This window comes from Hymenobacter fodinae, from assembly GCF_004745825.1.
Taxonomy (GTDB): domain Bacteria; phylum Bacteroidota; class Bacteroidia; order Cytophagales; family Hymenobacteraceae; genus Hymenobacter; species Hymenobacter fodinae.
This window is the reverse complement of the sequence record NZ_SRLA01000002.1, coordinates 1-19,385: the sequence shown is the minus strand read 5'-3', so window position 1 is coordinate 19,385 and position 19,385 is coordinate 1. Positions and strand designations below refer to the sequence as shown.

Sequence of the window (19,385 nt, the reverse complement as noted above, 5' to 3'; positions counted from 1 at the left end):
TAGGCCACTTCATTGACTCTATAAGCAAACAGCCCCGGCAACTTTCGTAGCCGGGACTGTTTGCTTATAGAGTACTTCGGGTTACAACCTTAAGCGGCTTGGCGCTTCTTCTGAATAGGCCGGGGCCGCGGGGCAGCATCCGACTCGGGTTGCGTGGGCTTCAAAGCCACGTCCACGTCGCGCCGACGCTTGTAGATGGCCATCCCGAAGCCAACCGCCATAAGTAGTGTACCGCTCCAAAGCAGGTTGATGAAGGGCTTTTCAACTGCTTTCAGGATGATGTAGTCCTTCTGCGTGGTGCTCACCCCAAAAGTAAACTTGCCCTTAGTGGGGTCTACGTTCAGGAAGCTTAGGCGCAAGCCCAGGTCATCTACTTCGTCTGGTACGCGGCCAATCATACGGTTGCGTACCACAAACACTGGGTGCACATGGTACTGCCGATTTTCGCCAAACACCAGGAAGTCGCCTTGAATAGCCAAATCACCTTTTGCGAGGCCTAAGCCAGCCGTTTGGTGCGCAGGCTCCACTCCCCGGAACACAGCGAAGTAGTCATTCAGGAAAATCGTGTCGCCTACGCTCAACACGTGCTCTTTCACCTCACTCCAGTCCTTCTCCTTATCGGGCGGGGGCACTGCGCTGATGTGCGAGTAAATGTCGTGGTCGAGGAATTTCTTGATGTCGGGCGAAGCCAGTAGGCCACCCATCTGCTCGTTCACCTGGCCGCGCGGATAAAGCACGAAGGCTTCTCCGGTTTTGCGGTCTTTATATTCTACCCGGTAATACGTGTTTTCGGGCTGAATCTCCACCGTATCACCAGCCTTGTAATACACCTTGTCACCGCGCTTAATGTCGGCACGGGCCAGGGCTTTGTATTCGTCGGCGGTCTGGAACAGCAGCTGCTTGTCTATGTAGCCGGGGACTTTATCAGCCTCTAGGTACTGACCGGTATAGCTCACATCGTACTTGCCCATGGGCGCCTTGTCGTTGCGCCACAGCAACACGTTGTCGCGGTTGGTTTCCTCGGGGAACTCACGAGAGTACAGCAGCCCGGATACATTTTGCGAAATGATCTTGGAATAGCCCGCCGAAGCCAGGATACCCAATAGCATCAACGCAATACCGATGTGAGCCACGCCCCCACCTGACAGGCTCACCTTCCGGCGCATCAGTGTAAGTACCATGCTCAGGTTGGCTAGCACCCCAAACATGCCGGTAGTGAGCAGCACGATGTAGGTCAGGTTCATCGTCATGCCGAAGTACTGCACCAGCAAAATAACGAGGGCAGCGCTGAGCAGGCTTAGAATACCGGGTACCGTCAGAGAGTTGGTCAGCGAAGACTTATCGTTCTTCTGCCACCACATAATCTGCGCTAGGCCAGAGAAGAAGGCTACGCCTACTCCCATCCACAGCTGAATCTTGGTGTAGTGTTGAATCTGATCGGCGGGCAATGCCAGGTTAGATTTAACGCCGATGAAGCCTAGGAAGGCATTGTATACCGGGATGCTAGTCGTCACCAATACCTGGAAAGCCCCCAAGCACAATACAGTAGCGCCTACAAACACCCACAACTCGGGGTTGTAAGTAGTCAGCTCTTTCTCAGAAATCGGAATCTGCTTCCAATGGTAAGCCAGCAACGCAATAGCCAATACCACGAAAGCACCCAGGTAAATAATCAGCTGCCCCGAGAGGCCTAGGTCGGTGAATGAGTGCACGGAGGCATTGCCCAGTACGCCGCTCCGAGTCAGGAAGGTAGCGTAGAGTACCAGCAGGAAAGTAGCAATGACCAGCACAAAAGAAGTGCGCAGGGCCGTGCGGCTCCGCTGCCATAGCACAAGGCCATGCAAGGAGGCTACCAGCACTAACCATGGAATGTACACGGCATTTTCTACCGGGTCCCAGTTCCAATAGCCGCCGAAGTTCAACGTTTCGTACGCCCAGTAGGCACCCATCATGATACCTACGCCCAGCACTAGGCCACCTACCAGCGTCCAGCGCAAAGCAGGTCGTACCCACTTCGTATACTCACCTTTCCAGAGGCCCGCAATGGCGAAGGCAAACGGTACCAACGTAAGCGCGAAACCCAAGAACAGCGTGGGAGGGTGAATTACCATCCAGTAGTTCTGCAGCAGGGCATTCAGGCCAGTGCCATCTTTAGGTATAAAGTTGGGGTTGGTCTTGAAAACGGGAATGTCAAGGAAGTCGCGCAGCAGAATAAACGGCGAAGAGCCAATTTTTACACCGCCCAACACTACGCCCAGAATCATAGACGTGAGGAAGAGCTGCACGCCGGCAAAAATGGCCATTACGGGTGCCTCCCAGCGCTTATTGAAGCGCATGATGCAGAAGCCCAACACTACTTGCCAGAATATCCAGAGCAAGAAAGACCCCTCCTGCCCTTCCCAGAAGCAGGAAATCATGTAATGCACCGGCAGGTGGTTGCTGCTGTGGCTCCAGGCGTAGTAATACTCGTAGCGGTGGGTGTAAATAATGGTAAACAGACACGCAATGACTGATACCACCGCTACGCCATGCAGCAAGAAAGCTCCGCGCCCGATCCGCAGCCAGGAGGCATCGGTTTCGCCCAGGGGCTGGTTGCGCGACGCCATGTAGTAGGAATACGCCGCTACCGTGGCTGCCACAAAAGCAACGATGACACTCAGGTGCCCGGCGTCGCCGATGAAGGTGTTTAGCATGAGAATCGTGGTTCTGATGTTACTGGGAAGAAGATGGGGCCGGCACCACAAGTGTCAGCTCATCTGAAGTAGGAGGTTGGCCGGGGCCATAGGTTTGAGTAATTCGGACCCGCACCTTCTGCACTCCTTGCTGCTGCAAAAGTACAACCGGCAGCAGGCTGATTTGCTCAATCTTTTTCTGTTTGATAATCTGACGGTTTCCCATCACCCGGCCCGAGGCCGCATCAGTAGCTACTACCGATAGTTTAGCCCCGGCTTTGTACTGGCCTAGCGGCACCTGCAAGTAACGCAACGCGGTGTCGCGCTGCATGGGCATAAGGTGACTGTAGGCCACCCACCGCTGCTGCACCAACACCGGCGGCTGGCTATCGGTGCCCTCCGCAACAATTTGGTAGAGGTAGCGCCCCGGCTTATCCAAAGTTTCTTGATATGTGTAGGCCACTCCGGCAGCTCCGTACGTGGTACGTCGCACGGGCTGAGTATTCCGCTCCGCAGACCGAAACTCCGTTAACTCCCGCCGCAACACCCGAAACTGACTGGTTCCAACCAAAGAATCTGGTAGCGTCCATTGCAGATTAACAATGGGGCTAACAGTAGGCACCACGCTGGCCACATTGGGTGGCACGAGGGCTGGCACGCCCTGCGGCTTGTCGCTCACTGTGAGCTGGAAAGAGCAGTAGTCGTGCAGGTAGCCATCCACATTCAGCAGGTAGCGTTGCCCGGCCCGAAGTCCATCGAGCGTCACAAACACATCATCCTGACTGCCCAACGAAGCACAGGTTAGTACCTGATAAGTTTTTGGCTGACACGGTTCACCCGTCAGAACGACGAGTTGCACCCCGCGCGTGTCGCGGCAACGTTGCGCACTAATGTTAACGAAGTAGTGGCCCGTAACCGTGGGGATAACTTCAAACCATTGGTCGTTGTGGTACTCAATGCACTTCCCCGTCAGGCGCTCATCAACGCACTTCCATTGTACCGTGCAGCCGGCTGTAGAGGACGTAATTGGCTCATTAAGGTGCAAGACCCGCCGCCGCTCAATGTCATCATTCGGGACGGGTGCTTGGGCCGCAACAAGTACTATACTGTTAGCCATGACTAGCAGAGTAACTACCACGCGTCGCCACCAACCAGAAGAGGCTTGGTTTACTTGGCGCGGTGAGTACTCCTTCGTCATAGCATGTAGTTAGTTGACGGAAGCAGTAGCGCCTTTGATATCCTTCTCAACGTACTTAGAAGGGCACTTCAGCAGAATTTTATCGGCCACAAACACGTTGTTACGCATGGCGCCGGTAATTACAACCTGCTCCGACTTATCAAAGTCTTGGGGCTTAGGGTTGAAATAGACCACGCGCTGAGCAATCCGGTTCGTGTCTACTAATGTGAAAGCGAAGTAGTTCGGGTCGAGCGTAGGGTTATACTCTAAGCCCATAATGTTCTGCCGACCATCGCGCGGCAAGCGGCCTACTACGTGCACCTTGGTCAGGTTGCCCTCGGCGGCCCGCTCGCGGGCTTCGCGGAATGAGACGTACACGCTGGCATCACCGGCGGCGCTCATAATTATGCCAATGGCCATTGCAATGACGGTAATGGCAAGGATGTGTGCTTTTTTCATGTTCGGTGCAACAGGACGACCCTACACAGGTCGATAATCGGAACAATAAAGAAGTCAGCAAAGGTCCACAGAAATCCACTGCTTGGGCATGATTTATATCAGCCTTCCTTCGCGTGAGTATTTGATTCTAGGCCTATTCCTTTACTTCCTTTTCCAAGCGGCTCAGCTTCCGGTCAAGCGAGATGAGGAAGAAAAGCAACCCGGCTAGAACTACCGTAATCACGGCCACCACCACGTATATTTTGCCATCGTGACGCAGAGTATCGGCCATCTCAGGTTCAGAAGTGGCCTGGGCAGCGGCGCGCAGCACAGGTAGTACTAGCCCCAGCAGGAGCAATAGCACAGGGCGTAGCTTAGGCAAGCTGTTTTTCATATACTTTCTGTTTTAGAAGCGAAAGGCGGCTAGCTACCTGTGCCAGCCAGAAGGCCAGCAGCGTCCAGCCAATGACGGCCGGGTAAAATACCAACCGCATGTTGCTATCGAGGTCGTACTTGGCAAACGCCGGGTTGCCGCCCGCACCCGGGTGCAGCGAATCGGTGAGACGCGGCAAAATGTAGAACAGCGGCATGGCTGTAGCGAAGGCGAAGATGTTGTAGATGGCCGATATCCGGGCCCGCTGCTGCTCATCCGTGAAAGAAGACCGCAGCACCAAATACGCTCCGTAGATGAGCATGGCAATGGCTGCCCCGTTCAACTTCGGATCATTGGTCCACCACGCCCCCCACGTATAGCGCGCCCAAATACTGCCAGTGGCTAGGCCTACCACGCCCATCAGAATACCTGTTTTGGCCGATTCGTGGGCCAGAATGTCTAGCTCGGGCGTAGGAGTACGCAGGTAGCGCACGGAGTAATACACGGAAGCTACCAGGATGAATGTCATCCCAAACCACATGGGCACGTGGAAGTACAGGTTCCGGATGCTCTCGTTTAGGATAGCCAGCCGGGGTACCGGCATCAGTAGCCCCGCTACGGCCACGTAGAGCAGGAGTACCACCGCTAAGGCCTTCCACCAGTTCTTTTTCATGAGAAGCGCGTAGTTAAAAAATGACTGCTGCAGAACGAGAAGCCAGCCGGTTGCAGCGCCACTTCAGCATAACAGCTAGCCCGGTTGAAGTATTCCGAGGCCATAACATTATTTTCCAGGCTACTTACAACCAGCTGTTTGCACCCTTTTTCCATCAGCTTCGCCACAAAAAAGGAAACAATAAGTACGATACTGCCCCCACAATCATGTTGAGGGCCACTAGCGTAAGCAATGAGCTTTGGCTGGCCTCAAACTCTAGGCCGTCCAGCGCATTTTTAGATACCTTGATGAGGAGCAGCAGCATAGGCACCATCAGTGGGAAGCCTAGCACCGCCATCAGGGTACTGCTGTTGGTTGCTTTGGCGGCAATGCCTGAAACCAGGGTAAGCGTACTAGCAAAACCTACGGCCCCTAGCAGCACATTGCCTACAAACAGCCCTACGTTTTGCACGGGGTTGCCGAGTACTAGGGCATAAAGCGAAAAGGCCACTAACGCTAACCCCAGCAGTAATAGTGCGTTATAGCTGATTTTGGCCAGAATCACGGCTTGGGGCCGCACTACAGTATAGTAGTAGAGCATGCGCCCCCGGCTTTCCTGCAAAAAGCCTTTTGCTACGGCATTTACCGCCGAAAACAGCAACACAATCCAGAAGAGGGCATTCCAGGCAGGTGCCGGCAGTTGGCCACCGCGTAAAGAAAAGCTGAGGTAGCACACGAATACGGTGCTGCCCACGTACAGCAGCATCCCGTTCAGGGCGGCACGCTGCCGCCATTCTAAGCGGAAATCCTTCTGCATCAAATACCAAATCTCGCGGAGGAGCTGCACGGCAACAGGGCTGGTGAACAGGACCGCAAAGATACAACCCAACTCTCGGATTAGCGGCTCTTCACTCCGGAATAGCACAACCCTTCCTTCTGGAAGCCCGTTTAACGGCTCTTTTCATTTTGCGCTATACACCAAAACGGCCCTCTACTTCCAAAGCAGAGGGCCGTTTCGGCTTTTGTGGGCGATTCTAGTTTCTAGAAGTCATACCCCAAGGTCAGGTAGAACTTAGGTCCTTTTTCGGTGTAGTCTTCCCGGCCCCAGGCCACATCTCCTTTGGCGTAGAAACCAAGGATGGTGCTGCGTATACCTGCCCCGTAGCCATAGAGCAACGGGTTACGGAAGTTCACAACTGTAGCCGTGAACGGGTTGCCCGCTCCCCCCGTAACCTGGGTGTTGAAGGAGTTATTTTCGTTGAACGGGTTAGAGCCAGCATATGTGGTGCCCATATCGCCAAAAGCAGTAAGCTGCAGATTGCGGAAGAAACCCGATTCCACCGGCTTGCGTGACAAGTACTGAATAATTGGCAAACGCAGCTCAGAGTTGAACAGCACATACTTGGGGCCTGTGCGCTTGTTGTAATTAAAGCCGCGCAGGTTGGTCACGAACTGCTGATAGAAAATCTGAGTAGGATCTTGCAAATCAGTAGGGCGCCCTCCTTCATAGTCATTATTGAGCCAGTTATCCATGCCACCCAAACGGTACTCAGGCCGCACATTTCCGCCACCGATAAACTGCCCGAAGCTGGCTCGGTTAGCCCATATCAATTGCCGGTGAATCTTCTGATAGTGGCGCAGGTCAATGGCAACCTTTCCGAAATTGGGGGTACTATTATTCAAGGAGTTCAGCTTAGTGTAGCTGATCTTCATTCGGGTGCCTTCCAGCATATTTACGCCAGTAGCAATGGAATTGTCGAAAATCAATTCCCCGGCGGCGCCTAAGTAGCTCCGGTTGATATCACTGGTATTGCTGAGGTCCCCGAACACCTGCCGGCTCACATTTACAAAGCGTGGCCCTAGCCTTACGCTGATGTTATGGGTGAGCGGGTAGGCCAGGGTCGGCGACACCTCATGACGCCCGTAACGGGTCCGACCTTGGTTGTCGTCAAAAAAGTAGGCCTGCTTCTGATACCCCAAGCTCCAGTCGTAGCGGTGCTTCAGGTTGGTGTACTGCGCAGTAATGTTACTGGTCCGCAAGTCGGTGAGGGCAAAAATGCCCGCCTGAATCCGGTGGTCCTCAAACAGGTCGGCCATGTTAACCTGGCCTACTACGCCAAAGCCCAGCAGCGGATCCACGTATAGCGACGACACCACATTGTCGATGCTGAAGCGCGTATCGTACCGGAAAGGACCATTCACTCCCATATTTGGCGCCGGAGCCGCCTGCGGTAAGGCTACTGCCGTGGCGGGTCGGGTCCGCCGGGGGGCACTGCCGCGCGAGGCCGGAATGTCTTCGTCGAACTCGTAGTCAGTGGTATTTACGCGACCGTCCGTCCGCCGAGGGGCAGTAGGCTGCGCGCTGGTATCCGGCTGGGTCTGATTTTGCTCTTGCGCGTTGGCAATGGTAGGAGCAGTTGGGCTTGGCGGGGGCGTTGCCTTGGCCGGCGCTGGCTTAGAGCGGTCTTCCAGTGTTTCCTGACGAGCCGTTTTGTACAGCGTCAGGTTGGCAGGCAGGGCATAGTTGGGGTACACGTACATGTAGTCACGTGCATCCTCAGCAGCCACAAAGCCCAGGGTACCCGTTGTGGGGTTGTAGTCATACTGCTTGATGTTTGGCAAAAAGCTGGTAACCGGTAAGTACTGCTTGGTTGCCAACGAGAGCCGATACAGGCTGCGCACGCCGCTCTCTTCCCCAATAAACAGCACCTCCGAATCGGAAATAGCCCGGGGGCTACCTTCGTTAGAAATAGTGCTTACCAATGGTTCAACCGGCTGAGCCCGCCCATCTAAGTGGTACAGGAACAGGTCATAGTTGTTGACAATGGTATTGAAACTGCCCCGCGCCGTGCCGGCCGAATCAAGCCACCGGTTGGAGCTAAACACAATACCGGCTCCACCGGGCAAGAAGGCTGGGTCAACATCGTCGAAGATGTCGTTCGTTATTTTTTCCGGGGTGCGGTTCCCAGCTTTTAGCAGATACAGGTCCGTTTGCCCGTTACGCACGCCGCTAAACACCAGCGCCTTGCCATCGGGCGAGTAGCTTAGGTTGTTGATCTGGGAGTAGGGCGAGAAAATTGAAGTGGTCTTGCCAAAGGTGGGCAACAGCGACTTCAGGCGGCTAGCCATGCTGGCTAGGCCACCTTCTGCACTCCGCAGTTGCAGGGTCATGTCGCCCTTCATCATTTCGGCTACGGCTACCTGCCCGTTGCCACGCCAAGCCAGTACTGGCAGGCGAGTTTCCACTTCCTGGTCAGGGGTTTTGTAGCCACCGCGGTGAATTACGTCGCGGCCCTTGCCATCCTTATTCACCACCATCACGCGGTAGCGGCCCCGGTCGTTCTGCACGTAGGCCAGTCGCTGCCCGTTCGGGCTAACCACTGGCTGCGAGTATAACACGCCCTTTCGGTTGTTGCGGGCTACCCGCCGAGCCTCGTCGGGCTCCACGTATGGGGTTTGGGGCTGGGCGTTGAGTTGCCGGTAATAGTTGAGCCAGTCTTTCAGGAACACCTTGTAGGGCACGTTCAAGGAAGAACTAATGCCTACCTCCACGTCGCGGGTGATGCGCGTGAGGTTGAGAATGTTCTGGATGCTGGTGTAGCCGTAGCGTTCCGCAATGTAATTCCATACGCTTTGGCCAGCCAGCTCTGGGTTGCGCAAGAAGAAAGGAGCCGTCCGGTTATTGTCGTGCGCCTTGGTCATGGTGCGCATGTACTCGTCCATCTCCACGCTCCAGCCCTGGGAAGCATAGGCGGAAGCCCCGCTGATAAACCAGTTTGGCAGCTGTAGTAGGTAGGTGCTCTGGATGACTTCCTTCAGCGAGCCGCCATACATCATGTCATTGAGCAGAACCTGGGTAATCCGGTTGCTCAAATCCTGCTTAAACCTAGTCTGCTGGCCCTCGAAGGCAATCTGCACTTTAGTCAGGCGGGTAAGGGAAGTCTCCCCCCCGGTCTGGTACTTGTCGGAATCCAGGCCAATGTTGCTCTGCCGCAGGTCGCCCACGGAGTTGTAGAGCATAATGGTGGTCTTGGAATACGGGTAGTACCCAATGAGGCCAGTAATGCGCTGGAGCTCCTTTTCGGCGTACTCGGCCGCGTGGCGGGCGTTGCCTTCGCCACCAGCATAATAATAAATAGTGAAGTTCTGGGTACTAAGCTGCAGCCAGTTGAACTCCTTATACTGTATTCGGACCCGCCCAAAGGGTTCCTGGGCCGTTTGGGCCAGGGCTGCACTTCCAGGAAGCAGGAGGCCTAGCACTACAACTGCTAGGCCAGCCGGCCGACCGTAGCCGCGCCGTGATAGTAAGGACAAGTGCTTCATATACGAAAGCTAAAACGCTAAGAGCGAGAATCAAGAGCCGGCGCCCGCCGCTGCAGGTGCCGGAGAATATAACGCAGAATATCGCCGGATATTGACTTCGGGCCACAGCTCAACGTCATTTTCCAGCCAGTCAGCCATGAGAGCGGCCAAACGCGGCGCCATCATCACTCCTTTAGAACCGAAACCATTAAAAATATGCACGTTCGGCACCACTGGGTGAGTCCCTAGTAGCGGCTTCCGGTCGCGCACAGCGGGCCGCACACCAGCCCGCTGCTCCGTTATCAGGAACGGCTGGTCGGTCATGGCTTTCAGGCGCTGGCTCAGCTCCTGACGGGCATCGGGAGTGATGCCCACCGCGAAAGGAGGCCAACGGTAGGTGGCGCCCACCCGGAACTGCCCGTTGCCGAGCGGCACCACGTAGGCCCCTTTATTCAGAACATATTGGTCAGAAAGCCCCGGGCATTCAACCGTCAGCACCTCGCCCTGATTAGGGGTGAGAGGCAGCCACTGAAAGTACGGATTTTGAACGGCCGCAGCTCCTTCACAACACACAACGTGTTCGGCCCGCACACGGTTTGCGTACATGAAGCCACTTTGCCCGTCCGAAGCCGGAACAAGCAGGTCCCAGGCAAAAGTTTCGTGCTGCAGCCAGCCCTCCGTAATTCCTTCGGCGGCTAGTGCAGCTAGTACTTCCCGCACCAAAACGTGGCCTCCGCGCTCAATACGCAGCCCCCCAAAATCATTGCGCAGTCCCGGCACCGGGGGCAAAGCCTCGTCAGGGTTGGGCACAAAATTTCCCCATGGGTGGTCGGCGCTGCGGGCCAGCACCGTATTCTGCTCCCCCACCGAGGAAAACAGCTTCAGAATAGGGGCTTCATAGAAAAACAGCTGCTGAAAACGGGTTTCCAGCTCCCGGTAAAATTGAGTGGCTGCGGGCAGCAATTCTTCAGCGCGCCAGGCCAAGGCGTAGCGCTTACCAGCCACCGGGTTCATGAGGCCCGCTGCTACATTCGAGGCCGAGTTGGGCTGGAGGGTATCAAGCACCAACACGCTGCGGCCCCGCCGGCGCAACTCCTGCGCCAGCGTAGCCCCTGCAATGCCATGCCCAATAATCAGGTATTCCACACGTTTCATGAGCGGCAAGGTAAGTGAGGTTCGGTGAACTCCGCACCCGCTTGGCGTAAAACCCTAGCGCCGCTAGGCCAGGGCGTTTGTCCCTACTTGCGTAACTTACCCGCTTCATTGCGCCTGACCTGCTCTAGGCCTGTACCCTCTGCCGTATGACCGTTTCCGGATTCACCTTCAACGCGTTTTCCGAAAATACTTACCTCCTGCATGATACCACTGGCCAGTGCGTGGTTATCGACCCTGGCTGCTACGAGCGGGCCGAGCAGGAGGCGTTACGCTCCTTCATTGCCGACAGTGGCCTGGAAGTGGTATTACTGCTCAATACCCATTGCCATATCGACCATGTGTTCGGCAATAAATTTATTGTAGATACTTATAAGGTGCCTTTTCTCATTCACGAAGGTGACCTGAGCACTTTGCGCGCTGTGCCTACCTATGCGCCTAACTATGGCTTTCCGCGCTTCGAAACAGTTGAGCCCACCGGCTTCCTGACGGCTGACCAGCCCGTGCGCTTTGGTGAAACGAAGCTAGAGGTACGCTTTGCCCCCGGTCATGCTCCGGGCCACGTGGTTTTCTACCACGAGCCCACGCAAACCGTAATCGGCGGTGATGTGCTATTCAAAGGCAGCATTGGCCGCACCGACTTACCCGGCGGCGACTATGCCACGCTCATCGAAAGCATCCGAACCCAACTGCTGACGCTACCCGATGCCGTGACGGTTTACCCCGGCCACGGCCCGGCCACTACCATTGGGGCCGAGCGTCGCGCGAATCCCTTCCTGCAATAACCGCTATTTTTCGGCCGCTAGGCCACTCCCCTATCTGCTTTCTACTTACTCGCAGCTTACTTGAAAAAGCATCTTCCCAACGCCATTACCTGCCTCAACTTATTCTCCGGCTGCCTGGCTCTCACGCAAATCTTCTCCTCCGACGGCAATCTGGTTTACGCTTCTTACTTCGTTGTGCTGGCTGCCGTATTTGATTTCTTCGACGGACTGCTGGCCCGGGCGCTGCACGTGTCGTCGCCCATTGGCAAAGACCTCGATTCGTTGGCTGATGTAGTGTCCTTCGGAGTAGTGCCAGGCGCTATGCTTTACAAGCTCCTGCAAGGTGGCCTAGACCAAACTGATGTTCCGGCTTACCTAGCCTACGCGGGCTTTATCGTCACCATTTTCTCGGCCCTCCGGCTAGCCAAATTCAATAATGATACCCGCCAGTCTGATTCCTTTATTGGGCTACCTACTCCGGCCTGCACATTGGTGGTGGCTTCCCTACCACTTATTCTGCACCACGATTCATTTGGCCTCACGTCCACCATCCTAAACCCGTGGTTGCTGCTGGCGCTGGCAGTGGTTTTATCAGGACTTTTGGTAGCCGAGTTGCCGCTATTTGCTCTCAAGTTCAAAAACCTACGGTGGCAGGATAACTCTGTTCGCTTTATCTTTCTATTGCTAAGCCTATGCCTATTAATTGGACTGGGCGTAGCGGCCATTCCGCTCATCATTTTACTGTACGTGTTGCTTTCTTTGGTACGTCCGGCCAAGGCCTAATATTTCTCTATTTGGAGGCCACAATATTTCCAGTATCCGACAGTTAAGAAAGCGGGTTGCTCTGAACTGTAGGCCTGCCGGGGCTGTTGGCAGCAAAAGTCCCTGTCCTCTATTTTCTCTGTGTATGGGAATTGTTTATGCGCCTCTTTACTAACTGGATTCTGGCCTGCCTGGCCGTTCTAGGGTTAGTAGCTCCGGCGGCAGCTCAATCCGCGGAACAACTTGTTCAGAATACTATCACCTGGAGCGGTACTGCCGAGGTTCTCGTGCGCGGTCAGCAGCGCCGAGTGCCCACATTTCAGGGGGCAGTATACCGCTTCGGCGACCAAGTCGGCACCTTTCAGCGCCGCCTCGAAGGCAACGTAGCCGATGGGCAATTGCGCGATGCTGTATATGTGGCGGTGACACCCTTGGAGGCCCGGCAACTTGATTTAGCCTCACTGCCTACTCTGCCGGTACTTGCGCTCTTCCGTGGCACCGAACAGCACCAGCCTGTTACGCTGCTTACAGTGCAGCCGCTACGCCGCAACCCCCAAACGGGCCAGGCGGAAAAGCTCACCTCGTTCTCCTACGCCTACACTCTTGCCACCGATGCTCAGCGGGGCACCCAGGGCCGCACGTATGCGCGCAGTTCTGTACTCAGTACCGGCGAGTGGTTCAAGATTGGAGTTCCGGCCAATGGAGTGTACAAGCTTGATAAGCCCACCCTGCGGACGCTAGGTCTCAATGTACAAAGCCTGGACCCTAGCCGCCTGCGGCTGTATGGCAATGCGATGGGCACCCTTCCCCAGGCCAATAGCGTGTACCGCCCCGACGACCTAGCCGAAAACGCCCTGCAGTTTGTTGGCGATGGGAATGCCTCCTTCGATGACAACGAGTATTTCTTGTTTTATGCCCGCGGGCCGCATACTTGGCGGCAAGACGGGACCAATCTTCGCTTCCGCCACCAGCTCAACCCCTACGCCGATACGGCTTATTACTTTCTCACGGCTGGGCCGGCAGTAGGCCGCCGCGTAATTACGGCCCCGGCTGTGAGTGGCGCCGCTTCGGCCCGCATCACCACCTTCACCGACCGGCAGTTCTACGAGCGAGAGTTGTTTAATCTGCTCAAGTCGGGGCGGGTGTGGCTGGGAGAGTCATTTTCTGGGGGGAGCCAAAATACATTCTCCTTCCCGGTTACAGATTTGGTGCCGGGTACCACCGCGCAGGTTACCAGTTCTGTGGTTGCCTCCTCATTGGCAGCCACATTCTTTCAGGCTACCATCAACTCTCAGTCGGCGGGCAACCAAGTGGTCAGTGCCATCAGCAACTATCCGAGCTCCTACCCTGAGGTGGCGAATACCAACCTGACGACGTTTACGTACCCAATACCGGCTGCCACCCCTTCCGAAATAAAAGTAGGCCTAGCCTATAACAGCAGTTCTGACCCCAGCGCCAAAGGCTACCTCGACTACCTGGAGCTGAACGCGCAACGCCAACTTCGTTTTACGGGCAGCTCGCTGGAGTTTCGCTCTTTTGATAATATCAAGCCCAATGCAATCAGCCAGTTTGAGCTGAGCAACGCTACGGGCGTCACCGTCTGGGACGTTACGAACCCTCGGGTGCCAGCAGCATTAGCGCTTACGGGCAACAGTTTCTTGGCCCGCACCGATACTCTCCGCGAATTTGTGGCCTTTACGCCCAGCGCCAACTTTCCCTCCCCTCGCACGTTCGGGCGCGTGCCAACGCAAAACCTGCACGCTCTGAATCTCGATGGCAAGCTGGATTTGGTTATCATTACCCACCCCACGTTCTTGGCTCAGGCGGAGGAACTGGCTGATCATCGTCGTAAGCACGACGGTCTCACGACTCAGGTAGTCACCACCAGTCAGGTTTATAACGAGTTTAGCTCTGGTGGGCAGGATGTAACGGCCATTCGCGACCTAATGAAAATGGTGTATGACCGCTCCGCTGGTAATCGGCAGTTGTACTTGCTCCTGTTCGGCGACGCGTCTTACGATTATAAGTCCGACCCTACGAACGACAAAACCCAGCTGCCTACGTGGTGGAAAGACCGACTGCCAAGTGGTGGAGACCAGCTTGCCCAGAACTACGTGCCAGTGTACGAGTCGCAGGAAAGCTTTGATCCTGTGCAGGGCAGCCGCCCCAACGCGCAGGGCATCAGCTACTCCTCCGACGACTACTACGGGCTGCTGGATGACAACGAAGGGGCATGGTTACCGGGCACTAGCTCCGAGATGCTTGATATTGGCATTGGCCGCCTACCAGTACGTTCCCCTGTAGGCCAGTATGGCAATGCTGAGCAGGCTAAGTTGGTGGTGGCGAAGCTGAAAAGCTACGATGCACCGGCGGCGTACGGCAAGTGGCGCAACCGCCTCACCTTTGTTACCGACGACGGCGACCAGAACCTCTTCGACCTCAAGGGAGCTGAGCCACTGGCAAATATGATTGAGGCCAAAGAGCCCGATTATAATATCCGGAAGGTATATCTGGATATGTACCCGCAGACAATAGTTGCGGCCGGCCAACGCTCTCCCCAAGCTGAAAAAGCAGTTGACGAGTCGTTCGAACAAGGGTCATTGCTTATTACCTACACGGGGCATGGCAGCCCCAAACAATGGGCCGATGAGCAGATTCTAGTCACGGCTTCCTTACTGCGCTTGCAAAACAACAACCGCTTGGCGTTTCTATTCACGGGCACCTGCGACTTCAGCACCTACGATAATCCGGAGTTTACCTCTGCCGGCGAACAAGGCTTGACCGACACGCAAGGCGGTGCTATCGGTTTGTTTACCACTACGCGAGTGGTCTATGCTTCCAACAATCAGTTTCTGGCCACAGAATTTCTAAACGACGTATTGCGCCGCCGCCCCGATGGTACCATGCCTCGTTTAGGAGAAGTTATCAAAATGGCTAAAAATGCGGCCTTAACCGGCGACGGTAACCGCAACTACGCTCTACTCGGTGACCCATCCATGCGCCTGGCCTACCCCGAGCAGCAAGTAGTATTGACCGAGCTAAATGGTAAACCTGTAACTGCCGCGCAAACGGATACACTTAGTGCGCTCAGCCCCGTAGTGCTCCGCGGCGAATTGCGCCTGAATGGGCAACGCAACACCAACTTCACTGGTACCGCGCAGGTTACGGTGTACGAGAAGCCAGCCCTCGTTTCAACGCTAGGCAACGAGCCCTCGGATACCAACCAACGATTTGCGGTTCGTGAGAATGTTATCTACGATGGTCAGGCCACGGTTACCAACGGGCAGTTTACTGCCAATTTTGTCGTACCGAAGGATATCAACTATGGCCTAGGCCTAGGTAAGATTAGCTTGTACGCTTACAGTGAAGGGCTACGTCAAGATGCCCACGGCTCCCGGTTAGTGCCTGTAGGCGGCGCTGCTTCGTCAGCTCTGCGTGACACCTTGCCCCCAGATATCCGCTTGTTTATGGATAACGAGCAATTTGTATTTGGTGGCCTCACGGGTACCACCACCACCTTGCTCGGAAAACTCAAAGATGATAGCGGCATCAATACCGCGGGCTCCGGCATCGGCCACGATATTACCGCTACCCTCGACAATGATGCCAGCAAGGTGACCGTGCTTAACACGTTCTACACGTCGGAGCTGAATGATTTCAAAAGCGGGCAGGTAAAGTATCTGTTCAAAGATTTAACTACCGGCCCTCACGTGCTGCGAGTCAAAGCCTGGGACACCTACAATAATTCAGCGGAAAAAAGCATTGAGTTTATTGCTGCTGCCACAGATAAGCTGGCATTGCAACACGTGCTCAATTACCCCAACCCGTTCTCAACTACCACCACTTTCCACTTCGATCATAACCGCAGCGGAGACGAGCTAGAAATACAAGTGCAGATTTTTACCGTATCTGGCAAACTCGTCCGCACACTACAGGGCACCTCTCTTGGGGCCAGTGGTTCTCACATTGCGGCCATTAGCTGGGATGGCCGCGATGAATACCACGATCAGCTGGCCCGCGGCGTGTATGTTTACCGCGTGAGCGTACGCTCGCAACGAGATAACGCAACGGCATCTAAGTACGAAAAACTTGTCATCCTCAACTAAAACTGCGGCTTTTCGCCTACCTTCCGCCACAACCTTTCTGCTGTCCATGAATTTGACAAAGCTGCCCCTGCGTTTAGCACTCCTTCCTGGCCTGATAGGCCTAGCTGCCACCGCTCAGGCTCAAACGCAGTCCAACGCCATCACTACGGCTGTTCCTATTCTCACCGTTAGCCCCGATGCGCGTTCCGCGGCTCTAGGAGAAGCCGGCGTAGCCATCAGCCCCGATGCAAATTCCGGGTATCACAACCCAGGTAAGCTTGGCTTTGTGCGCTATAAGTACAGTTTCTCCCCTTCCTATACTCCTTGGCAGCAGAACCTAGCCAACGACATGGGTTTGGCGTATCTGGGCTCCACTTACAAGATTGGGGAACGCTCAGGCTTGTCAGCTACCCTGATGTACTTTGATCTAGGCCAGATCCAGTACCGTAACGCGCAAAATATTCCGGGCCCTACCTTCAACCCCAAAGAGTATTCCCTAGCGGTAGGCTACGGACTGAAGCTCAGCGACAACTTCGGCGTTGGTCTGAATGCTCGCTACATCCGCTCTAACCTCACGGGTGGCCTAGCAGATACCAAGCCCGGCCAAGCAGTAGCCGTTGACCTCGGCGCCTACTATACTAAGGACCTGACTATCGGCGGTGGCGAGTATAATCTGGCTCTTGGCGGCACTGTTTCTAACATTGGTAATAAGATGTCTTATACCGATGCTGCGCAACCAGACTTTCTGCCCATGAATCTGAAGTTGGGCACAGCTATTACCAAGGAACTGGACCCCTACAATAGAATCACGCTGGCGTTTGATGCCAGCAAGCTGCTAGTACCTACTCCGTTTTACGATGTCAATGACCCCACGAACATTGGCAAGCAATCAGTACTCGATGAGAATGCCCGTCGTGCACAGAAAGGCATTGTACCCGCCATTTTAGGGTCATTCAGTGATGCTCCCGGTGGCTTCAAGGAAGAAATGCGCGAAATTAACTTAGCTACTGGCCTAGAGTATACTTACAACGATCTGCTCATGGCCCGTGTTGGTTACTTCTATGAGCACCAATACAAAGGGTATCGCCAATATTTGAGCTTTGGAGCTGGCATACGCTACAATGTATTGGGAGTGGATGCCGCTTATCTGGTTCCAAATGAGAAGAACAACCCTTTGTCTAACACAATCCGTATCTCTCTTCACTTCAACGTAAATGCGCTTGAAGAAGCCTTTGGCACCTCCGATACAGCGCCTACCAACTAACATACCACTGAATGCTCGACCGTAAAGTCGCTCCTCCCGTTCAGCCGCTGGCCAGCATCACGCTGCCCGCGGCTGACGTGCTTTTGCTCCCTAATGGAGCTCGTCTACATATTCTTCGCAACGCAGCTCAGCCAGTTATCCGGTTGCAGGCGGTCTTCAAAGCGGGTAAATGGTATGAGACTGCTCCTAGCGTCTCCTTGCTAACTGCCCGGATGCTGTTAGAAGGAACTCGAACACGCACTGCTCGTCAGATTGCCGATGAAGTAGCTTTCTATGGAGCTTCACTTGAATGTGAGCAAGGCTTCGATCGGGCTACACTTACGCTTTATTGCTTAAGCCGTCATCTGGAGAACTTACTGCCCCTGTTTCTGGATGTACTTACGGAGCCTACTTTCCCGGAGGTAGAGCTTGCTCAATTAAAAGCTCGCACCATTCAAAATGTGCGAATAGAGCGCCAGAAAACCAGCTACCTCGCAGCCGAGCAGTTCTCACGCAACCTGTACGGGCCTACCTTCCCTTATGGCACTGTCTTCGACGAAGGTAAGTTTCAGGCCGTGTCCGCTGAACAAGTAAGAGCTTTTCATCACGAGTTCTATCAACTGTCCGGCGCGGAAGTTTTCCTGTGTGGCGATGTACTTCCACAGCATGAGCAAGCACTGCAGCAAACGCTAGGTGTAACCCAAGCTGTCGGAACCACGCCAACACCAATCGTAAATTCTACGGCAAGTGCCCCTTCCCACGACTACGTAACAGTCCCGGGTAGTTTGCAGGCATCCTTACGCATTGGCCGCTTGTGGCCGGCAAATAGCCATGCAAAGACCCACCAGCTACAAGTACTAGTAAAGGTGCTAGGTGGATACTTTGGCTCGCGCCTGATGAAAAACATACGCGAGGATAAGGGATTCACCTATGGCATCTATGCCAGCGTAGGCCCTCGTGAGCACGCTACAAGCTTTGTCATCGGTTCTGATGTAAATGCAGCTAGCGCCGATGCTGCCATTAAGGAAGTACACCACGAGTTGCGGAAGTTACAAGACGAGTTGATTCCGGCTGATGAGCTACAGACGGTTAAGAACTACATGACTGGCAAATTCGCCAATGAGCTAAGTACTGTATTTGAACAGTGTGATAAATACAAGAGCATCGTGTTCTTCAACCTACCACCCGATTTTTACTCAGATTTTATCAAGCAGACGCAGGCGGTAGATGCTGCAACACTTAGACTACTCGCGCAAGAGTATCTGTCACCAGAGTATATGATCGAGGTAGTAGCAGGCCCGCAGAAATAAACTGATACTTACAGCATAAAGAGAGGCCTAGCACGCATGTGCTAGGCCTCTCTTTATGATTAGTGGTTTGCATATAGTTTAAAGTTAACTAGCTACTTCAAACTCATATAAGATACAGAAATACTAAGTCACAGTTAATTGCTCTGTGTATAAACGGAAAGAGGCCCAACACTCGGAGTGCTGGGCCTCTTCTATCATATCCTCTGGCCAATTTATTCACCATGGCTAGGGGACTTAAAACGCCACTGAGCCGCTCCTCCCCCGGCGGCGCATCCTCGCGGACTAGGTCCGGGACGCAGCTCGCCCGCTAGGAAAAGCGGCTCAGCAGTCAGTAAGGTTGGCGGCGACCTACTCTCCCGCCGGTGAAGGCAGTACCATGGGCGCTCCGGGGCTTAACGGCTCTGTTCGGAATGGGAAGAGGTGAACACCCGGGCTAAAGCCACCATTACTGGTGT

Annotated in this window: 13 protein-coding genes and 1 rRNA gene; 5 read left to right on the top strand and 9 right to left on the bottom strand. The window is 54.7% G+C overall.

Annotated features, from left to right (window positions below):
• Positions 1–89: 89 nt before the first annotated feature.
• The 8 genes from ccsA to EU556_RS07185 form a co-directional block, all read right to left on the bottom strand.
• Positions 90–2,693 (bottom strand): cytochrome c biogenesis protein CcsA, encoded by a 2,604-nt coding sequence (ccsA, locus tag EU556_RS07220; RefSeq protein WP_135432706.1) that lies wholly within the window; start codon positions 2,691–2,693, stop codon positions 90–92.
• Between the two features lie 19 nt (positions 2,694–2,712).
• The gene (locus tag EU556_RS07215; RefSeq protein WP_135432704.1) at positions 2,713–3,789 is read right to left on the bottom strand and encodes a hypothetical protein; all 1,077 of its coding nucleotides are present in this window, start codon (positions 3,787–3,789) and stop codon (positions 2,713–2,715) included.
• Between the two features lie 90 nt (positions 3,790–3,879).
• On the bottom strand, positions 3,880–4,308 hold the full coding sequence (locus EU556_RS07210; RefSeq protein WP_135432702.1) for a cytochrome c maturation protein CcmE domain-containing protein: 429 nt from the start codon (positions 4,306–4,308) through the stop codon (positions 3,880–3,882).
• A gap of 133 nt (positions 4,309–4,441) precedes the next feature.
• Complete coding sequence (locus tag EU556_RS07205) at positions 4,442–4,681, bottom strand: CcmD family protein (RefSeq protein WP_210116241.1); 240 nt, start codon at positions 4,679–4,681, stop codon at positions 4,442–4,444.
• Positions 4,662–5,366, bottom strand: coding sequence for a cytochrome c biogenesis protein (locus EU556_RS07200; RefSeq protein ID WP_262709654.1), 705 nt, complete (start codon positions 5,364–5,366; stop codon positions 4,662–4,664). The genes EU556_RS07205 and EU556_RS07200 overlap by 20 nt, the downstream gene beginning before the upstream one ends.
• Before the next feature lie 121 nt (positions 5,367–5,487).
• A complete protein-coding gene (locus tag EU556_RS07195) occupies positions 5,488–6,129 on the bottom strand; it encodes a heme exporter protein CcmB (protein ID WP_135434704.1) in 642 nt (213 codons plus the stop codon).
• Between the two features lie 224 nt (positions 6,130–6,353).
• Entirely contained in the window at positions 6,354–9,635 is a 3,282-nt protein-coding gene (locus tag EU556_RS07190) for a PD40 domain-containing protein (protein WP_135432698.1), read from the bottom strand.
• A gap of 30 nt (positions 9,636–9,665) precedes the next feature.
• Complete coding sequence (locus tag EU556_RS07185; RefSeq protein WP_135432696.1) at positions 9,666–10,769, bottom strand: NAD(P)/FAD-dependent oxidoreductase; 1,104 nt, start codon at positions 10,767–10,769, stop codon at positions 9,666–9,668.
• A 146-nt stretch (positions 10,770–10,915) separates the two neighbouring features.
• Here EU556_RS07185 and EU556_RS07180 point away from each other — a divergent pair, with 146 nt between their 5' ends.
• From EU556_RS07180 to EU556_RS07160, 5 genes are all read left to right on the top strand, one after another.
• Positions 10,916–11,551 carry an MBL fold metallo-hydrolase gene (locus EU556_RS07180; RefSeq protein WP_135432694.1) on the top strand — a complete coding sequence of 212 codons (636 nt, stop codon included), beginning with the start codon at positions 10,916–10,918 and terminating at the stop codon, positions 11,549–11,551.
• 60 nt (positions 11,552–11,611) lie between these two features.
• A complete protein-coding gene (gene pssA / locus EU556_RS07175) occupies positions 11,612–12,313 on the top strand; it encodes a CDP-diacylglycerol--serine O-phosphatidyltransferase (protein WP_135432692.1) in 702 nt (233 codons plus the stop codon).
• Positions 12,314–12,450: 137 nt separating this feature from the next.
• Positions 12,451–16,398, top strand: coding sequence for a type IX secretion system sortase PorU (gene porU, locus EU556_RS07170; protein ID WP_135432690.1), 3,948 nt, complete (start codon positions 12,451–12,453; stop codon positions 16,396–16,398).
• A 46-nt stretch (positions 16,399–16,444) separates the two neighbouring features.
• Entirely contained in the window at positions 16,445–17,641 is a 1,197-nt protein-coding gene (porV, locus tag EU556_RS07165; RefSeq protein ID WP_135432688.1) for a type IX secretion system outer membrane channel protein PorV, read from the top strand.
• Between the two features lie 11 nt (positions 17,642–17,652).
• Positions 17,653–18,930, top strand: coding sequence for a M16 family metallopeptidase (locus EU556_RS07160; RefSeq protein WP_135432686.1), 1,278 nt, complete (start codon positions 17,653–17,655; stop codon positions 18,928–18,930).
• A 335-nt stretch (positions 18,931–19,265) separates the two neighbouring features.
• Here the strand turns inward: EU556_RS07160 and rrf are convergent.
• Positions 19,266–19,377: ribosomal RNA gene (gene rrf, locus EU556_RS07155) — 5S ribosomal RNA — on the bottom strand.
• Positions 19,378–19,385 lie beyond the last annotated feature (8 nt).